17 protein-coding genes and 3 pseudogenes are annotated in these 16041 nt (G+C 67.7%); 7 read left to right on the top strand and 13 right to left on the bottom strand.

Annotation, left to right across the window (positions count from 1 at the left end):
* Positions 1 to 56: 56 nt before the first annotated feature.
* Entirely contained in the window at positions 57 to 698 is a 642-nt protein-coding gene (gene maiA / locus IPP91_05635) for a maleylacetoacetate isomerase (GenBank protein MBL0141544.1), read from the bottom strand.
* Positions 699 to 773: 75 nt separating this feature from the next.
* On the opposite strand from maiA, the gene IPP91_05630 reads away from it, so the two are divergent.
* From IPP91_05630 to IPP91_05620, 3 genes are all read left to right on the top strand, one after another.
* Complete coding sequence (locus IPP91_05630; protein MBL0141543.1) at positions 774 to 1403, top strand: CoA pyrophosphatase; 630 nt, start codon at positions 774 to 776, stop codon at positions 1401 to 1403.
* Between the two features lie 100 nt (positions 1404 to 1503).
* On the top strand, positions 1504 to 2151 hold the full coding sequence (locus IPP91_05625) for a TetR/AcrR family transcriptional regulator (GenBank protein MBL0141542.1): 648 nt from the start codon (positions 1504 to 1506) through the stop codon (positions 2149 to 2151).
* 162 nt (positions 2152 to 2313) lie between these two features.
* Complete coding sequence (locus IPP91_05620) at positions 2314 to 2760, top strand: hypothetical protein (GenBank protein MBL0141541.1); 447 nt, start codon at positions 2314 to 2316, stop codon at positions 2758 to 2760.
* On the opposite strand, the gene IPP91_05615 is transcribed toward IPP91_05620, so the two are convergent.
* The 3 genes from IPP91_05615 to IPP91_05605 form a co-directional block, all read right to left on the bottom strand.
* Entirely contained in the window at positions 2711 to 3331 is a 621-nt protein-coding gene (locus tag IPP91_05615) for a glutathione S-transferase (protein ID MBL0141540.1), read from the bottom strand. The genes IPP91_05620 and IPP91_05615 overlap by 50 nt on opposite strands.
* 25 nt (positions 3332 to 3356) lie before the next feature.
* Complete coding sequence (locus tag IPP91_05610) at positions 3357 to 4469, bottom strand: ketoacyl-ACP synthase III (protein ID MBL0141539.1); 1113 nt, start codon at positions 4467 to 4469, stop codon at positions 3357 to 3359.
* Between the two features lie 161 nt (positions 4470 to 4630).
* A complete protein-coding gene (locus tag IPP91_05605; GenBank protein ID MBL0141538.1) occupies positions 4631 to 5095 on the bottom strand; it encodes a hypothetical protein in 465 nt (154 codons plus the stop codon).
* A 75-nt stretch (positions 5096 to 5170) separates the two neighbouring features.
* Here IPP91_05605 and IPP91_05600 point away from each other — a divergent pair, with 75 nt between their 5' ends.
* Both IPP91_05600 and IPP91_05595 read left to right on the top strand, forming a co-directional pair.
* On the top strand, positions 5171 to 5875 hold the full coding sequence (locus IPP91_05600; GenBank protein MBL0141537.1) for an SDR family oxidoreductase: 705 nt from the start codon (positions 5171 to 5173) through the stop codon (positions 5873 to 5875).
* Positions 5872 to 6732 (top strand): hypothetical protein, encoded by an 861-nt coding sequence (locus IPP91_05595; protein ID MBL0141536.1) that lies wholly within the window; start codon positions 5872 to 5874, stop codon positions 6730 to 6732. Before IPP91_05600 ends, IPP91_05595 begins: the two co-directional genes overlap by 4 nt.
* 178 nt (positions 6733 to 6910) lie before the next feature.
* Here IPP91_05595 and pip read toward each other — a convergent pair whose 3' ends face one another.
* Positions 6911 to 7930, bottom strand: coding sequence for a prolyl aminopeptidase (pip, locus tag IPP91_05590; GenBank protein ID MBL0141535.1), 1020 nt, complete (start codon positions 7928 to 7930; stop codon positions 6911 to 6913).
* A 116-nt stretch (positions 7931 to 8046) separates the two neighbouring features.
* Between pip and IPP91_05585 the strand changes: the two genes are divergently transcribed.
* Both IPP91_05585 and IPP91_05580 read left to right on the top strand, forming a co-directional pair.
* Entirely contained in the window at positions 8047 to 9276 is a 1230-nt protein-coding gene (locus tag IPP91_05585; protein ID MBL0141534.1) for a polyhydroxyalkanoate depolymerase, read from the top strand.
* Positions 9273 to 9716 (top strand): hypothetical protein, encoded by a 444-nt coding sequence (locus IPP91_05580; GenBank protein MBL0141533.1) that lies wholly within the window; start codon positions 9273 to 9275, stop codon positions 9714 to 9716. Before IPP91_05585 ends, IPP91_05580 begins: the two co-directional genes overlap by 4 nt.
* Before the next feature lie 50 nt (positions 9717 to 9766).
* On the opposite strand, the gene IPP91_05575 is transcribed toward IPP91_05580, so the two are convergent.
* From IPP91_05575 to IPP91_05540, 8 genes and pseudogenes are all read right to left on the bottom strand, one after another.
* A complete protein-coding gene (locus tag IPP91_05575; GenBank protein MBL0141532.1) occupies positions 9767 to 9955 on the bottom strand; it encodes a hypothetical protein in 189 nt (62 codons plus the stop codon).
* A gap of 5 nt (positions 9956 to 9960) precedes the next feature.
* Entirely contained in the window at positions 9961 to 11025 is a 1065-nt protein-coding gene (locus IPP91_05570) for an FAD:protein FMN transferase (protein MBL0141531.1), read from the bottom strand.
* Positions 11026 to 11077: 52 nt separating this feature from the next.
* Positions 11078 to 11527 carry a CBS domain-containing protein gene (locus tag IPP91_05565; GenBank protein ID MBL0141530.1) on the bottom strand — a complete coding sequence of 150 codons (450 nt, stop codon included), beginning with the start codon at positions 11525 to 11527 and terminating at the stop codon, positions 11078 to 11080.
* Positions 11528 to 11544: 17 nt separating this feature from the next.
* Positions 11545 to 12772 (bottom strand): annotated as a pseudogene (locus tag IPP91_05560) (NADH:ubiquinone reductase (Na(+)-transporting) subunit F).
* 10 nt (positions 12773 to 12782) lie between these two features.
* Positions 12783 to 13397 carry an NADH:ubiquinone reductase (Na(+)-transporting) subunit E gene (gene nqrE, locus IPP91_05555; GenBank protein ID MBL0141529.1) on the bottom strand — a complete coding sequence of 205 codons (615 nt, stop codon included), beginning with the start codon at positions 13395 to 13397 and terminating at the stop codon, positions 12783 to 12785.
* Positions 13398 to 13438: 41 nt separating this feature from the next.
* Positions 13439 to 14026 (bottom strand): annotated as a pseudogene (locus tag IPP91_05550) (NADH:ubiquinone reductase (Na(+)-transporting) subunit D).
* Between the two features lie 2 nt (positions 14027 to 14028).
* Positions 14029 to 14814 (bottom strand): Na(+)-translocating NADH-quinone reductase subunit C, encoded by a 786-nt coding sequence (locus IPP91_05545; protein MBL0141528.1) that lies wholly within the window; start codon positions 14812 to 14814, stop codon positions 14029 to 14031.
* Positions 14801 to 16041, bottom strand: a pseudogene (locus IPP91_05540) (NADH:ubiquinone reductase (Na(+)-transporting) subunit B). The gene IPP91_05545 and the pseudogene IPP91_05540 overlap by 14 nt, the downstream one beginning before the upstream one ends.

Here is a 16041-nt window from a genome sequence, read left to right as displayed (position 1 = left end):
GGAAGGTTCCCGGAAAGGCGGACGGGTAACGGGGACCGTTTCGGGAGCCGTCCGCGTCACTCCTCGGCATCCGGCTGCTTCGAGGGCTGCGAATGGTCGAAGGCGGGGATCTTCAGGCATTCGTCCACCACGGCGCTAACGAGGGGATAGGGCTCGACGGGCACCTTGAAGCGCCACGCGTTGAACACCTGCGGCACGAGGCAGATATCGGCCAGGGTGGGGGTCTTTCCGAGGCAGAACGGACCGGGCCCGGGGCGCGCGCCGAGCATCTTCTCGATCGCGGCGAGCCCCTCGGCCACCCAGTGCGCATACCAGCGGTTGCGGGCAGCCTCGTCTGCGTGCAGCTCGCGGTCTAGGTACCTGAGCACGCGCAGGTTGTCGAGAGGGTGGATGTCGCAGGCGACGGAGAGCGCCACCGCGCGGACCCAGGCGCGCTCGGCGGGCCCGGCCGGCAGGAGCGGCGGCTTGGGGTGCGTCTCCTCGAGGTACTCGATGATGGCGAGCGACTGGGTGAGCGTGAGCGGGCCGTCCTCCAGCATCGGCACCAGCCCCAGCGGGTTCTCCGCGAGGAATGCCGGCGCGCGCTGCTCGCCCTTCCCCAGGTGAACGTAGCGGCGCCCCGGCTCGATGCCCTTGAGTGCCAGCGAGATGCGAACGCGGAACGCGGCGGAGGACCGCCAGTAGTCATGGAGGATCATCGTTGCGGGGCCGGCCTGCGATTGAATGATCGGCGCATCTTATACTTGGCCTTGACCCATGACACGACCGAACCGATGCCCTGCCCGCTGACCCGTGACGAACTCCTTCGCCGGCTCGCCCACGCCCCGCCGCTGGAGGAGCTGCTCACCGCAGACGACTTCGAGAAGCAGCGGGTGGCGGCTTCCGCGGGCGAGCTCACGCCGGCCGCGGTGCTCCTCCTCGTCGTGAACCGTCCGGATCCGACGGTCGTTTTCACGCAGCGCACGGACCACCTCGCGGACCATGCCGGGCAGATCAGCTTTCCGGGCGGGCGCGTCGATGCGGACGACACGGACCCCGTGCACACGGCGCTCAGGGAAGCGCGGGAGGAGGTGGGGATCGACCCGGCAGGGATCGAGATCCTGGGGGAACTTCCCGATTACCACACGTCCACCCGGTACCGCGTGCGGCCCATCGTCGGCTGGACCGAGCCGCCCGCCCTCTGGACGCCAGATCCCCACGAGGTGGCCGACGTCTTCGAGGTGCCGCTCGCCTTCCTCCTCGACACCGCCAACCATCGCTACGAGAGCGCCTTCTACAAGGGGCGCCTTCGCCACTACTGGGCGATGCCGTGGCAGGGACGCTTCATCTGGGGCGCGACTGCCGGGATGCTCGTCACCTTCCAGCGCATCGTCGACCGCAAGGTGCAAGACACGGATGTCTGACATCGCAACAAGGGTAACAATGGGGTCAGGTTCGCGAACCTGACCCCATTATTACAGAGGGGGGTTGACAAGGCACGAACGGTCGTTCTATTCTGCGCCCATGTCACTGCAAGTATTCAGGGCCAGCAAGGGGAAAGAGACCCGCACCCAGATCCTTGAGGCCGCGATCCAGCAGGCGAGCCAGGGAGGGTTCGAGTCGATCACGATCGGCACGCTCGCCGAGTTCACCGGCATGTCGAAGAGCGGGCTCTTTGCCCACTTCGGCTCGCGCACGGACCTGCAGATCGCCGTCCTGGACGAAACGGCGCGACGGTTCACCGAGGCGGTGTTCCTGCCGGCGATGAAGGCGCCGCGCGGCCTGACGCGCCTGCGCGCCATCTTCGCGAACTGGCTGGTATGGCCGGAGCGCGCGAAGCTGCGCGGAAGTTGCCCGATTCTGGCGGCTTTCTCCGAATACGACGACCGGCCCGGCCCGATGCGCGAGGCGTTGCTCGATCGCCAGCGTCTTCTCGCCCGCGAACTCGCGAAGGCAGTGCACCTGGCGGTGGAAAGCGGTGAGCTGCGCGCCGACACCGACGTGCCCCAGTTCGTCTTCGAGATGTCGGGAATCGAGCTCGCCTACAGCTACGCGCTGCGCCTGCTTGGCGACGCGGCGGCTTCGAGCCGTGCGCTCGCCGCGTTCGAGCGCCTGGTGCAGGCGAATCGCCCGTCCACCCCCGTTTCCCGCCCCGCGGCCCGCCGCCGCTGATCCCCGACTGCCGGAGGTTCCATGCCCGCCGCCCTCACGCCAGAAAAAAGCACGATCGTTCGGCCTGAAAAGATCCCTTCGACACGCGCCCGCGCGAAACGGCCCGCCCACTCGCCCCGTCCGCGCGCCGCTGCCACGAACCCCTTGCCCGGAGGCATTTCCATGCAAACCGAAGACTTCTCCGATGTTCGAAATACCGTTGGCGTCACGCTCGTGGTCTGGGTGTGCGCGGTGGCAGCCGGTATGCGCAGCGATGCTTTCGTCCGGCTGCCGGTCGAGGTGCTCGCTGCGCTGGCGGCCTTCGCCACCGTGTTCGCCCTTGCCGCAGTCCACTGGGACGAGCGGTTGCGCCGCTGGCTGGACACCCACCGCGTGCACGTCGCGCGACTTGCGCTCATTGGCGCAGCGATCCTCCTGCCGGCGGCGGGAGTGCAGTTCGCGGGTGCGTGGCTTGCCCCGATTGGGGCTACGCTGTGGGCGCCGATCATGCTCTTCGGCGTGCCGGTCACGACCGCGCTGGCCCTGGCTGCGATCGGTGCCGCGTGGCGCGACACGGTCGTCAGGCCACTGGCGTCGACAGCACCTGCGCCGCGCCCGGCCGCGACTTGAGGCTCGCGTACCAGCGCTGCATCCCGGGGCGAGGTTCGCGAGCCAGCGGCAGGTTGAGCCAGCGATGCGCGGCGCACCCGAGCACGAGGTCGGCCGGAGAGAACGCATCCCCCGACACGAATGCCCGGCCCGCGAGGTGCGTCTCGAGGATTGCCGCAGCTTTCTCCGAGGCCGCGCGCGAAGCCTCCACGACGGCGGCATCGCGCTTTTCCGGCGCCGTGCGCACGAGTTGCCAGAAGGCATCGCGCATCGCAGGCGTGAAAGTGGTTGCCTGCCAATCCATCCAGCGGTCGATGTCGGCACGGCGCTGCAGATCGCCGGGCCACAGGCTGCCCGGCGCGTGCTTCGCGGCGAGGTAGCGCACGATGGCGTTCGATTCCCACAGCACGAAGCCGTTGTCCTCGATCACCGGGACGAGGCTGTTGGGGTTCATGCGCCTGTAGTCGGGCGTGGAAACCACCCCGAAGGCGCCGCCCGCCTCGAGGCGCTCGTAGCGGATGCCAAGCTCGTCGGCCATCCACACCACCTTCTGGACGTTGACGGAAGACATCCGCCCCCAGATCCTCAGCACTGGCCGGCGCCCGGGAAGCGTGCGATCAGGCGACCAGCGGCGCGGCAAGGCCTGCCGCGGATCGCCCCGGCGCGCCCTTCGCGGCCATGAGGTCGCGCACCATCTCGAGCGCACTCTTTTCGCAGGGTGGCAATTGCGCCCCGGATGTCCCGAGAGGGGTGACGCGCTCGCCGAAGCGGATCACGTGCGCGCACCAGGTGAGGCCGCCGCCGAAAGCGGGGGTGAGGATGTGGGCGCCGGGCTTCACGCGGCCTTCCTCGATCGCATCGACCAGCGCCACCGGCACCGTGGCCGCGGACATGTTGCCGTAGCGCTCGACGGTGAGGAAGACGCGTTCCGGCGGGGCGCCGATGCGTTTTCCCACGCTCTCGATGATGCGCAGGTTGGCCTGGTGCGGAACGACGAGGTCGATGTCGCCGATGGCGAGCCCGGCGCGCCTGAGCGCCTCGCTCGTGGCCTCCGTCATGCCATGCACGGCGCGCTTGAAGATCTCCTGCCCGTCGAAGTCCCACGAAGTGTCGCCCATCGTGACGCCGCGGTTCACGTAGGCCGATCCCATGCCTCGCACGCGAAGGATGTGCCGCGCGTCCGCGTAGCAGCCGAGCTTCTCGGCGAGCACGCCGCGCTTCTCGTCGGTCGCCTGCAGAACCACAGCCGCCGCGCCGTCGCCGAAAAGCACGGCGACGTTGCGGTTGGTCCAGTCCATGAAGGGCGAGATCACCTCCACGCCGATCACTACCGCGTTCCTCACCACGCCGGTGCGGATCATCGCGTTGGCCGTGGACAGGCCGTAGAGGAAGCTCGTGCAGGCGGTGTTCACGTCCATGGCGGCGGCGTGGCTGGCGCCGAGCAGGGCCTGCACGCCGGAGGCGCTGTTGGGGACCTGCTCGTCATACGAGCAGCTTCCGAGGACGATGAGATCGAGATCCTTCGGATCGAGCCCGGCACAGGCGAGCGCCCGCGACGCGGCCACGTGGGCCAGGCTGGTGAGGGGGACATGCGTGATGCGGCGCTCGCGGATGCCGGTGCGACTCATGATCCACTCGTCGGTGGTCTCCATGAAGGTTGCGAGGTCGGCGTTGGAGAGCACGGCGGGGGGCATGCACTTGCCCCAGCCGGTGAGGGCGGCGTAGGTCATGGTCTTGGGTTCCGGGGAGCGGTTTGGGGGAGAGTGTGCCCGAGTCGACTGCGGTGCGCATGCGCTTGTGGCAGGCCACCGGCCGGGGTCGGGTTAGGCGTGTGCCAGTACCATGGAGTCCCGGTCGCGCGGCCGCCCGCAGCCGGGTAACCTGACCCCATTCACTTGTGGTTTCCAATGAGAAGGCGGTCGTAAACGGCGTACTGCTCGTCCAGCGCCGCGCCGCCTTCCTGCGGCATGCGTTTCACGGTGATCCAGACCTCCGGCGAAAGCGTCTCGCAGACGTCGGCGGTGTGGCGCACTTCCTCTTCGGCCACCCGCCGCGCGACTTCCCAGGACGGGGCGCCCCAGCCTTTCACGAGGAACCAGGCCAGCGCGTCGATGTGCGCTTCCAGCTCTTCGTCGGTCAGCTCGACCACCTCGGCGATCGAGCACCGCTCGCGTCCCTGCAGGGCGAGGAAGGACGACTCGCAATAACAGCGAGGGTCGCATTTCGGGGCGTTGGCGAAGTCGCAGACGGCATACCCCCCGCTCACGACCCACTCGCCTTCGCGTGCGGCGCCATGGGACTTGAACAGGTGGTCGTCGGAATCGTCGAGGCGGACTGCGCGCAGGAACTTCGGCATGGAGCGTGCTTCGCAGGAGCGCTTGAGCCCTTATCATAGCAGCCTGCCCACGATCCAGTCGTCCAGAGGAGACACATGTCAACTGCAAAGACCGCCGTCGTCACCGGAGCCAATCGGGGCATCGGTCTCGAGATCGCCCGCCAGCTGGTCAGGGAGGGCATTCGCGTCGTCATGGGCTCACGCGACCCCGTGAAAGGGGAACGAGCCTGCGCGAGCCTCAAGGCCGGCGATTCTGCCGTGAGCCATCCGCTGGACGTGAGCGACACGAAGAGCGTGCAGCGCTTTGTCGAGTGGGTCGAGAAGCACCACGGCGCGCCCGCCATCCTCGTCAACAATGCAGGCATCTATCCGGAATCGACCGACGCGCGCGTCGTGGACACGAAGACCTCCCTGTGGCGGGAGACTTTCGAGACCAACCTCTTCGGCGCTGTCCGCATGTGCCGCGAGGTGGTGCCGCTCATGCAGCGCGTGGCCTACGGCCGGATCGTGAACATCTCGTCGGGGCTGGGGCAGCTTTCGCAGTTCGGGGCCGGAAGCCCCGCCTACCGCGTCTCCAAGGCGGCGCTGAATGCGCTCACGGCGACGCTCGCGGCCGAGGTGAAGGGAACCGGCATCCTCGTGAACTCGATGAGCCCGGGCTGGGTCAAGACCGACATGGGCGGGCCCGACGCGCCGCGTGGCGTGGAGGAAGGTGCCGAGACCGCGGTATGGCTGGCGCTGCTGCCCTCGACCGGCCCCACGGGAAAATTCTTCCGCGACCGAAAGCCCATTCCCTGGTGAGCCGGGTGCTTCGTCACGCGGTCATCGCCGCGGCGCTCGTCGCGCTGCTGGCCGCCTGCTCTTCGGTCACGCGGGTGGCCTACAACAACGCCGTGTTCGCGACGACGTGGATGGTGGACGACTGGTTCGACCTTCACGACGGCCAGCGCGACTGGGTGAAGGAGCGCCTCGGCCGGTTCCTCGCGTGGCACCGCGTGAGCGAACTTCCGGAGTACGAGCGCCTGCTCCAGGATGTGGCCGTGCGCACGGCCACGCGCCTGACTGTCGAGGATACGCGCCGCTGCTACCTCGAGATGCGCGGCCTCTACCAGCGCGCGATGCGGCGGGCCATCCCGGACATGGCCGATTTCCTGCTGCAGGTGCACCCCGAGCAGGTCGAGCGCCTGGACCGCAAGTTCCGGGAGAACAACGCCAAGATGGAGAAGGAAAGCGCGATGGGTTCCTCCGCGCAGGAACGACTCGAGGCGCGGGCGAAGCGATTCATCGACCAGATCGACGACTGGACCGGGAGGCTATCCCCGGCGCAGCAGGACCTGGTTCGCGCCCGCGTGGCGGCGATGGAGGACATCACCGACGCGTGGATGGCCGACCGGCGCCTGCGGCAGGCGGCGACTGTCGCCCTCGTCCGCGCCCGGCCGCCGCGCGAGGCCATGATCGCGGGCCTCACGCGCCTGCTCATCGACACCGACAGCTGGCGACAGCCGGAATACGCCGCGATGACGAAGGTACGCGACGAGCAGGTGTTCGCGCTGATCGCCGCGCTGGATGCGACTCTCGCGGCGGAACAGCGCAGGAAGCTGCACCGGAAGGTGGCCGGATACGCCGCGGACGTGGCTTACCTGATGGTCGCGAATTAGGGGTGGGGTGGCTGGCGACGGGGGGGCGGGGAGTTACGCGGCCCAAAGACTTTGGACACGGATGAACACGGATAAACACGGATAAAAGCTGATGATTCATGAGTTCGACATGGAGGGTGCGCACGTCGACGCCTTCCATCCACTCGAAGAATTCACATTGTCTGGCAGTTATCCGTGTTCATCCGTGTTCATCCGTGTCCAAAGTCTTTGGGCCGCGTAACTCCCCAATCGTCTTGAACCGCTCCATCGCCGCAACGAGCCGCGAGCGTATGCCGGGTTCGAACGCGGAATGTCCCGCATCGGAAACGATCTGGTACTCCGCCTCCGGCCAGGCGCGATGCAGGTCGTCGGCGGTGACCGCGGGGCACACAACGTCGTAGCGCCCCTGCACGATCACCGCGGGAATGTGGCGGATGCGATCTATGTTCGCGAGCAGGAAATCGTCGGGCAGAAAGAGGCGGTTGACGAAGTAGTGCGCCTCGATGCGCGCGAGCCCAAGCGCCACGCGGTCGGAGGCGAAGTCGGCCACCAGCGCCGGGTTGGGCAGGAGCGTCGAGCACGAACCCTCGTACACGCTCCAGCGCCGTGCGGCCGGCAGGTGTATCGCGGGGTCGGGGTCGGTGAGGCGCCGGTGGTAGGCACCAAGCAGGTCGCCGCGCTCCGCTTCGGGGATGAACGCGGCGAACTCGCGCCAGGGCTCGGGAAAGACGTTGCGGATTCCGTTCAGGAACCAGTCGATCTCCGCGGGCCGGCCGAGGAAGATGCCGCGCAGCACGAGCGCGAGGCATCTGGCCGGATGGTGCTCCGCGTAGGCAATCGCGAGCGTCGATCCCCACGAGCCGCCGAAGACCATCCATTGTTCGATTCCCAGGCTTTCGCGCAGCCGCTCGATGTCGGCAACCAGGTCCGGCGTCGTGTTGGCCTCGAGGCTGCCCAGCGGCGTGGAGCGGCCGGCGCCGCGCTGGTCGAAGATCACGATGCGGTAGTGGGCCGGGTCGAAGAACTGGCGGTGCACCGGGCCCGCGCCCGCCCCGGGTCCACCGTGCAGGAAGACGACCGGCACGCCCTGGGGATTGCCGCTCTCCTCCCAGTACAGGCGGTGCTCGCCATCCCGTTGCAGGTAGCCTCCGCTGTGCGAGTCGACGGCCGGGAAAAGTGGCAGGGACTCGCCGTTCCTGCGGTTGGCTTCGGGGGGCATGGCGGGCACTTTACCAGAGCGCCGTCCCCGCTCGCGATTCCGCGCCGCATCGATCTCGCCGCCGATCGAAACCCGCTACACTACGCCGCAATGCAGCATGGACGGCGAGGTGGGGAGTGCTCTACCAGTTATACGATTGGCAGCGCGCGGCGATGGAGCCGTGGCAAGTCCTGGCCCGGATGGCCAACGATTTCTACGGCCACCCCGCAAGCCTGCTGTCGCGCCTGCCCGGAAGCCGCAACGTCGCGGCCGCGTTCGACCTCATGGGCCGCCTCACGCAGCGCTACGAGCGCCCCGAGTTCGGGATCGGCACGGTGCGCGTCTGCGGGCGCGACTGCGCCGTCGCCGAGGTGTTCGAGGTGGCGAAGCCCTTCTGCCGCCTGCTGCATTTCGTGAAGCAGGGAGCGCCGCCGCAGCCCCGGGTGATCGTGTTCGCGCCGCTCTCGGGGCATTTCGCCACGCTGCTGCGCGATACGGTGAGGACGCTCCTTCCCGACCACGACGTGTGGATCACCGACTGGATCGACGCGAAGGAAGTGCCGCTTTCCGCCGGACCGTTCCACTTCGACGACTACGTGGACTACGTTCGCGAGTTCCTGCGCTTCGTGGGCCCGACGGCGCACTCGATCTCGGTTTGCCAGCCGACGGTGCCGGTGCTTGCCGGCGTGTCGCTCATGGCGGCGGCGGGCGAGGCGCTGCCCCGGTCGCTCACGCTGATGGGCGGGCCGCTGGACACGCGCTCGAGCCCCACCGCGGTCAACGATTTCGCGCAGCACCGGCCGATGTCGTGGTTCGAGTCGAAGGTGGTGCAGCGCGTGCCGCTGCGCTACCCGGGCTTCATGCGCCGCGTCTATCCCGGGTTCCTGCAGTTCGCCGGCTTCGTGTCGATGAACCCGGACCGGCACTTCGGCTCCCACGTGCAGTATTACCACCACCTGATCCAGGGCGACGGCAGCAGCGCGCAATCGCACCGGCGCTTCTACGACGAGTACAACGCCGTGATGGACCTGCCGGCCGAGTATTACCTGGAGACAGTCGAGCGCGTCTTCCACAAGCACCTGCTGCCGCGCGGCCTGCTCGAGGTGCGCGGCGAGCGCGTCCGGCCCCAGGCCATCAAGCGCACCGCGCTCTTCACCATCGAGGGGGAGATCGACGACATCTCCGGGCCCGGGCAGACGCGGGCGGCGCACGGGATGTGCAAGGCCGTTTCCGCGAAGGCGAGGCAGCACTTCCTCGCCCCCGGCGTCGGCCACTACGGCATCTTCTCCGGGCGCAAGTACCGCGAAATGATCTACCCGAAGATCCGCGACTTCATCGCCCGTCACGACAAGCAGGGACAGCCATGACCAAGCCCGTCACGCCGCAGGACATGTTCGACCTCTGGCAGAAAATGGTGAACCCGGGGGCCTACCCCGTGCAAAGCCTCATGTTCCCGGTGCTGGACGCGAAGGAACTCGAGAAGAAGATCGCGGAACTCGAAACGGTCGAGCACTGGCTGAAGGCGAACCTCAGCATGCTGCAGTTGTCCATCAAGTCGCTCGAGTTCCAGCGACAGATGGTGAAGGGCGGCGAGCGCATCAAGGCCGCGATGAGCGAGGGCCAGCCGCAACCCGTCGCCGAGGAGGAAGCGCCCAACCCTGCGATGTGGGCGTGGAACATGATGACGCAGGCCGGCACCGATGCCGCCGAAGCGATGGGACGCGCGGTCGAGGCCGCCGGAGATGCCGCCAGCGAAGCCACCCGGGAAGCCTCCAGGCCGAAACCGAAGGCGCGCAGGAAGAAATAACCGAAAAAGGGGACAGACCCCTTTTCCGGGGGCTGCCCTCTTTTTCGAGACTAATCGCCTTGGTGATTCGGGCAGCCCACGCAGGAGATCTTCTTGCCGTCCGGTCCGAGGACTTCCGGTCCGCCGCAGGACCCGCGCAGGCAACGGCCGGTCATCCGCGAGCCCAGGGCCATGCCGCCCACCGCAAGCCCGATGAACACGAACGTGACGAGGAAGACGGCGACGAGCGTCTCTTCCATGGCGATCAGGCCTTGGCGTGCCGGGCGCCCAGCCTCGCGAAGGCGGGCGTCTGCCGGTCAGCGAGCGTGCCGTTGTCGCCGCGCTCGATGAAGCACGCGGCGATCGCGTGTTCCGTGGCGAAGGCCAGTCCGCGCCCGGCGCCCATCACGAAGAGGGCGGTGGCCATGGCGTCCGCCCACGCGCAGTCCTTCCCCACCACGGTGACGGAGGCGAGTCGCCCGCGCACGGGCTCGCGCGTGGCCGGATCGATCTCGTGGGAGTAGCGGCGCCCGCCCTGCTCGAAGTAGATGCGGTAGTCGCCGGAAGTGGCCATGGAGAGCCCGTCGAGCGGCACCACGAGCAACGCCTGCTGCCCGGCAGCGTCGGGACGCTCGATGCCGATGTGCCACGGCTCGCCTTCCGCGTTGCGGCCGGCCACCCGCACTTCGCCTCCGGCTTCCACCATGTAATCGGTCGCACCCATTGCGTCCAGCGCGCGGGCCGCGAGATCGACGCCGTAACCCTTGGCGACGCCCGAGAGATCGGCGCGAACGCCGTCGCGCGTCTTGGCGAGCGTGCCCGCGTCGCGGTCGATGGCAATGGCGCGCCAGTCGATGCGCGAGGCCATCTCGGCCAGCTCCGCCCCCGGCGGGATGCGATGTGCCTTGGCAGGCCCGAAGCCCCAGGCATCGACCGCCGGCGCCACGGTCACGTCGAAGGCGCCACCGGTGGCCTTGCTGACGTCACGCGCAATCGAGAAGACTTCCAGCGTTTCGCGGGAGACGGCGAGCGCCTTGCCGGATGCCAGCGCGTTGAAGCGCGCAAGCTCCGAGGTATCGACATAGGTGGACATGCGCGCGACGACTCCTTCGAGCGCAGCGGCGACGGCGGTCGAAGCGCGCTTCGCGAGCCCCTCGGCCAGCGGGCCCGCGAGCTTCGCGTTCCACACGGTGCCCATCGCAGGGCCCTGGAAGGCCGCGAGCGGCCGCCGGGCCAGCCCGCCGGGGATCTCGCCGCAACCGGCGAGGAACGCGGTGGCGCCGAGCGCCTTGATGATCGCGCGGCGGCGGGGGGAGAGGAGGGTGTCCATGGTGTCTGTCCTTCCGTGGTCGAGGAGCAATCCTTCGACAGGGAAAAATCGTTCAGGTGCCCGGCCCGCCGGCGAGGCGAACGGCCGCCTCGAAGCGGCCCTCCCCGTGGCGGATCAGGTGGTAGGCGAGGTCACGCATCGAGACAAGCCCGTGCACGTGAGGGCCCTCGATCACGAGCAGGTGCCGGTGGCGGTGCACGTACATGAGGGCGAGCGCCGCCTCGAGCGTGGTGCCCGGCGAGACGAAATGCACGTCGCGCGTCATCACCATCGACAGGGGCGTGCGCTTCGGGTCGAGGCCGGCGCGCACGAGCCGCATCATCACGTCGCGCTCGGTGAAGATGCCGCCGACGAGTGCGTCCTCGGTGCTCACCACCACGGCACCGATCTCGTTCCCGGCCATCATCTCCACGGCTTCGGCCACGCTGGCGGAGGCGGGGATCGAGTGCAGCTTGTCCATGCCCCTGTCGCGCAGGGCGTCCATTACGGTGACTATCGTCATTCGCCGTCTCCTCGCCGTCAGCTGCCGAAATCGTCGAGCATGATGTTCTCACGCTCCACGCCGAGATCCAGCAGCATGTCGATCACGGCCTTGGTCATGGGTCCGGGCCCGCACATGTAGTACTCGATGTCCTCGGGCGCGGGGTGGTTCTTCAGGTACTCGTCGTACAGGACCTGGTGGATGAAGCCGGTGTAGCCGGTCCACTGGTCCTCGGGCAGCGGCTCGGAGAGCGCGAGATGCCACCTGAAGTTCGGGTGCGCCTTCGCGATGGCGTCGAACTCGTCCTGGTAGAACGCCTCCTTGAGGCTCCTCGCCCCGTACCAGTAGGTCGCCTTGCGCTTCGTGTCCAGCCGGTGGAACTGGTCGAAGATGTGGGAGCGCATCGGCGCCATGCCCGCGCCGCCGCCGATGAAGCACATCTCGGCGTCGGTGTCGCGCGCGAAGAACTCGCCGAAGGGCCCCGAGACCGTGACCTCGTCGCCTTCCTTCAGGTTGAAGATCCACGAGCTCATGATGCCCGGCGGGATCGTCTCCTTGTAGCCCGGCGGGAAGCAGATGCGGATGGTGAAGAGGAGCTGCCCCTTTTCCATCGGGTAATTGGCCATGGAATAGGCGCGCGTCACGGTCTCGGCGACCTTCGACTTGAAGCGCCACAGGTCGAATTTGTCCCAGTCGGCGCGGAAGGGCTCCTCGATCGCGAAATCGCGGAACGAAAGCGAATGCGGCGGGCATTCGATCTGCACGTAGCCGCCGGCGCGGAAGGGCACTTCCTCGCCTTCGGGAAGCGCCAGCTTGAGTTCCTTGATGAAGGTGGCCACGTTGCGGTTGGAGACGACCTTGGCACGTCCACTTGCGGACGCTGAAGATCTCGGGGGCGATCTCGATCTTCATGTCGCCCTTCACTTTCACCTGGCAGGCGAGGCGGCAACCGCGCTTCGCCTCGCCGCGCGAGATGTATCCCGCTTCCGTGGGCAGGAGATCGCCGCCGCCTTCCCGCACCACGACCTCGCACACACCGCAGGCGCCCTTGCCGCCGCAGGCGGAGGGAATGAAGATGTGGTTGTCGGCGAGCTTGGCCAGCAGCGTGCCGCCCGCGGGCACCTTGATCGCCTTGGCCGGGTCGTCGTTGATGGTGATCGTCACCTCGCCCGTGGCCACGAGCTTCGAGCGCGCGGCCATCAGGATGACCACGAGCAGCAGCACCACCGCCGTGAACATGAAGACGCCGAGGACGATTTCGGTCATGGGCGCGCCGTCAGAGCTGGATTCCGGAGAACATCATGAAGGCAACGGACATGAGGCCCGCGACCACGAAGGTGATGCCGATCCCGCGCAGGCCCGCCGGCGGATTCGAGTAGGCGAGCTTCTCGCGCACCGCCGCCATGGCGACGATCGCGATCGCCCAGCCGAGCCCCGACCCGATCCCGTACACGACGCTCTCTGTGAAGCCGTAGTCGCGCTCCTGCATGAAGAGGGAGCCGGCGAGGATCACGCAGTTCACGGCGATGAGCGGAAGGAACACGCCGAGCGTGGAATAGAGGGCGGGCGCGAACTTCTCGACCATCATTTCCACCACCTGGACGGCGGCGGCCACCGTGCCGATGAAGAGGATGAAGGCGAGGAAGGTAAGGTCGGCCTTGGCGAGCGCGGGTGAGATCCAGCCCAGCGCCCCTTCCTTCAGCAGATGGACCAGGATCAGGTTGTTGAGCGGCACGGTGAGCACCTGCACGAAGATCACGGCGGCGCCAAGCCCCATCGCGGTCTGCACCTTCTTCGAGCAGGCCAGGAACGAGCACATGCCCAGGAAGAAGGCGAGGGCCATGTTCTCGAGGAAGATCGAGCGGATCGCGATGTTGAGGTAGTGTTCCATCCCGCTAGTCCTTGTCCTGCAGCTCGGGCTTCAGGGCCTTCAAGCAGCCAGATGAGACCGGCGATGATGAAGAGCCCGGAGGGCGCGATGAGCATCATGCCGTTGGGCACGTACCAGCCGCCGTCCTTGACGAGCGGCAGCACCGCGAAGCCGAACACCTTTCCCGCGCCGAGAAACTCCCGGATGAACGCGGTGAGCATCAGCACCAGCCCGTAGCCCAGCCCGTTGCCGATGCCGTCCAGGGCCGAGGCGAGCGGCGGGTTCTGCATCGCGTAGCCCTCGGCGCGGCCCATGACGATGCAGTTGGTGATGATGAGGCCCACGAACACGGAAAGCTCGAGCGAGAGCTCGTAGAGCGTCGCCTTCAGCACCTGGTCGAAGACGATCACGAGAGAGGCGATGATCGACAACTGCACGATGATGCGGATCGAGCCGGGCGTGTGGTTCCTCACCAGGCTCACGGCCACGTTGGCGAGCATCGTGACCAGCAGCACGCCCAGCGTCATCACGAGCGCCTTGTCCATGCGCGTGGTGATGGCGAGCGCCGAGCAGATGCCCAGCACCTGCACGCCGATGGGGTTGTTGGCAAGGATGGGGGCGAGGAGGGCTTCGCGCTGGTGCTTGTCCATGCTCAGCCCGTTTCCTTGAATCGCCTGAGGAACTTTCCGTAGCCGTCGTCGGAAAGCCAGAACTGCGTGAGGCGCGTGATGGCCTTGCTGGTGATGGTCGCGCCCGACAGCCCGTCTACGTGCAGCGGGTCCTTGTCCGGCGGTCCCGCCTGCCCCTTGACCACCGTGATGCGCGGCACGCCCTTCTCGTCATAGACGTGCCTGCCGACCCACAGGGCCTGCCAGGCGGGATTGCCGATCTCCCCTCCCAGGCCCGGCGTTTCCTTCTGGTCGTAATAGGTGAGGCCGCGCACGGCGAGGGTGTCGCGGTCGAGCGACAGGAACCCATAGACCGTCCCCCACATCCCCAGGCCCTCGATGGCGATCACCACCTGCTCCGCCCGGTCGCCCTTCATCACGAAGTAGGCCACGCCGTACCGGGGCAGGCGCCCGACGCCCGCGGTGTTCGCCGGCGCGGCGCGGCTTTGGCCGGGCTCGTTGCGCGCGCCGCGCTGGTCGTAGGCGCGGGCGTCCATTCTGCCTTCCGGCAGGAGGTCCCCGGTGGAGAGCTCCACCAGGCGCGCCCGGACGTCCTTCTCGAAGAACTTCTCGACATCCTTGATCGTCACTTCCTGGCCGGGCTTCAGCAGGCCGGCGGCGAGGAGCACGTTCTTCTCCATGTAGAGCCGCGCATTGGCCTTCTGCCGGGGCTGCAGCGACACGGCGGCCACCGATACCATGAGGGCGCACACCACGCACACCGCCGCGGCGAAGAGGATCGTGTAGCGGGGGGAGTCAAGCCTTGCCATGACTGCCTGCCCTGCGCGCCCGCCGGTCGATGTTGGCCTTCACGAACCCGAAGTCGATGAGCGGGGCCATGACGTTCATGAAGAGGATCACGAGCATCACCGCTTCCGGGTACGCCGGGTTCACCACCCGGATCAGCACGACGAGGACCCCGATGAGAAAGCCGTAGGCGAGCTTGCCGCCTTCCGCGAACGGGGAGGTCACCGGGTCGGTGGCCATGAACGCTATCCCGAACGCCCAGCCACCCAGGACCATGTGCCACCAGAAGGGCACTGCGAACCACGGGTTGGTCGTCGAGCCGATGGCATTGAACAGGCCCGCCATGGCCGCCGTGCCTGCCACGGCGCCCGCCATGGTTCGCCACGAGCCCACGCCGGTGGCGACGAGGAAGACGGCGCCGGCGAGGCAGGCGAGCGCAGAGGTCTCCCCGAGGCTGCCTTTCTCGAGGCCGACGAACGCGTTCCACCAGGAGAATCCCTGCTGTTCGAAGGGGGTGGTCATCTGGCGCATCTGCCCGAGCAGGGTGGCGCCGGAGTAGCCGTCGATCGCCGCGGCGGGTGCGACGGCTGCCCAGACCTGGTCGCCGGAAATGTCGCCGGGATAGGCGAAGAAGACGAACGCGCGCGCCGCGAGCGCGGGGTTGATGAAGTTCATGCCCGTCCCGCCGAACACTTCCTTGGCCACCACCACGCCGAAGCTGATGCCCAGCGCCGCCTCCCACAGAGGCAGCGTGGGGGGCAGATGAGCGGGAAGATCATGCCGGTGACGAAGAAGCCCTCGTTCACCTCGTGGCGCCGCACGATCGCGAAGAGCACCTCCCAGGTGATGCCGACGACCATCGTGATGAGGTAGAGCGGCAGGAAATAGAGCGAACCGTGGAAGAGGCAGGCCGAGAAGCTTTCCGGCGAGTAGCCCACGCCGGCGAGTCGCATCACGTCGTGCCGCCAGCCCGCCAGCGAGGCGACCTTGCCCGGGTCGATGCCGAGGTTCGCCTGCAGCCCCGTGTTGTACATCGCCATGAAGATGCAGGGCAGCATCGCAATGATCACGAGCATCATCATGCGCTTGAGGTCCAGCGCGTCGCGCACGTGCGTGGCGCCCGTCGTCACCGTGGGCGGCGTCAGGGCGAAGGTGTCCGCCGCCTCGAAGAGCGCGTGGAAGCGCCGAAGCGGCTTGCCCGGCCCGAACGGCTGGCCCGCCTTCTCGAGGAGCTTCTCGAGGGCGCTCAT

The sequence above is a fragment of the Betaproteobacteria bacterium genome, assembly GCA_016720855.1.
Classification (GTDB): Bacteria; Pseudomonadota; Gammaproteobacteria; order Burkholderiales; family Usitatibacteraceae; genus FEB-7.
The sequence above is the reverse complement of the archived record's forward strand: the minus strand, read 5'-3'. Positions and strand labels throughout refer to the sequence as shown.

What these genes read in the sequence shown, in the direction of transcription:
- IPP91_05610 (MBL0141539.1), bottom strand. Translation starts at nt 4,469, where the DNA reads ATGACCTACGCCGCCCTCACCGGCTGGGGCAAGTGCATGCCCCCCGCC.
- IPP91_05570 (MBL0141531.1), bottom strand. Translation starts at nt 11,025, where the DNA reads ATGGACACCCTCCTCTCCCCCCGCCGCCGCGCGATCATCAAGGCGCTC.
- pip (MBL0141535.1), bottom strand. Translation starts at nt 7,930, where the DNA reads ATGCCCCCCGAAGCCAACCGCAGGAACGGCGAGTCCCTGCCACTTTTC.
- IPP91_05630 (MBL0141543.1), top strand. Translation starts at nt 774, where the DNA reads ATGCCCTGCCCGCTGACCCGTGACGAACTCCTTCGCCGGCTCGCCCAC.
- IPP91_05600 (MBL0141537.1), top strand. Translation starts at nt 5,171, where the DNA reads ATGTCAACTGCAAAGACCGCCGTCGTCACCGGAGCCAATCGGGGCATC.
- IPP91_05580 (MBL0141533.1), top strand. Translation starts at nt 9,273, where the DNA reads ATGACCAAGCCCGTCACGCCGCAGGACATGTTCGACCTCTGGCAGAAA.
- IPP91_05545 (MBL0141528.1), bottom strand. Translation starts at nt 14,814, where the DNA reads ATGGCAAGGCTTGACTCCCCCCGCTACACGATCCTCTTCGCCGCGGCG.
- nqrE (MBL0141529.1), bottom strand. Translation starts at nt 13,397, where the DNA reads ATGGAACACTACCTCAACATCGCGATCCGCTCGATCTTCCTCGAGAAC.
- IPP91_05565 (MBL0141530.1), bottom strand. Translation starts at nt 11,527, where the DNA reads ATGACGATAGTCACCGTAATGGACGCCCTGCGCGACAGGGGCATGGAC.
- IPP91_05625 (MBL0141542.1), top strand. Translation starts at nt 1,504, where the DNA reads ATGTCACTGCAAGTATTCAGGGCCAGCAAGGGGAAAGAGACCCGCACC.
- IPP91_05620 (MBL0141541.1), top strand. Translation starts at nt 2,314, where the DNA reads ATGCAAACCGAAGACTTCTCCGATGTTCGAAATACCGTTGGCGTCACG.
- IPP91_05575 (MBL0141532.1), bottom strand. Translation starts at nt 9,955, where the DNA reads ATGGAAGAGACGCTCGTCGCCGTCTTCCTCGTCACGTTCGTGTTCATC.
- maiA (MBL0141544.1), bottom strand. Translation starts at nt 698, where the DNA reads ATGATCCTCCATGACTACTGGCGGTCCTCCGCCGCGTTCCGCGTTCGC.
- IPP91_05605 (MBL0141538.1), bottom strand. Translation starts at nt 5,095, where the DNA reads ATGCCGAAGTTCCTGCGCGCAGTCCGCCTCGACGATTCCGACGACCAC.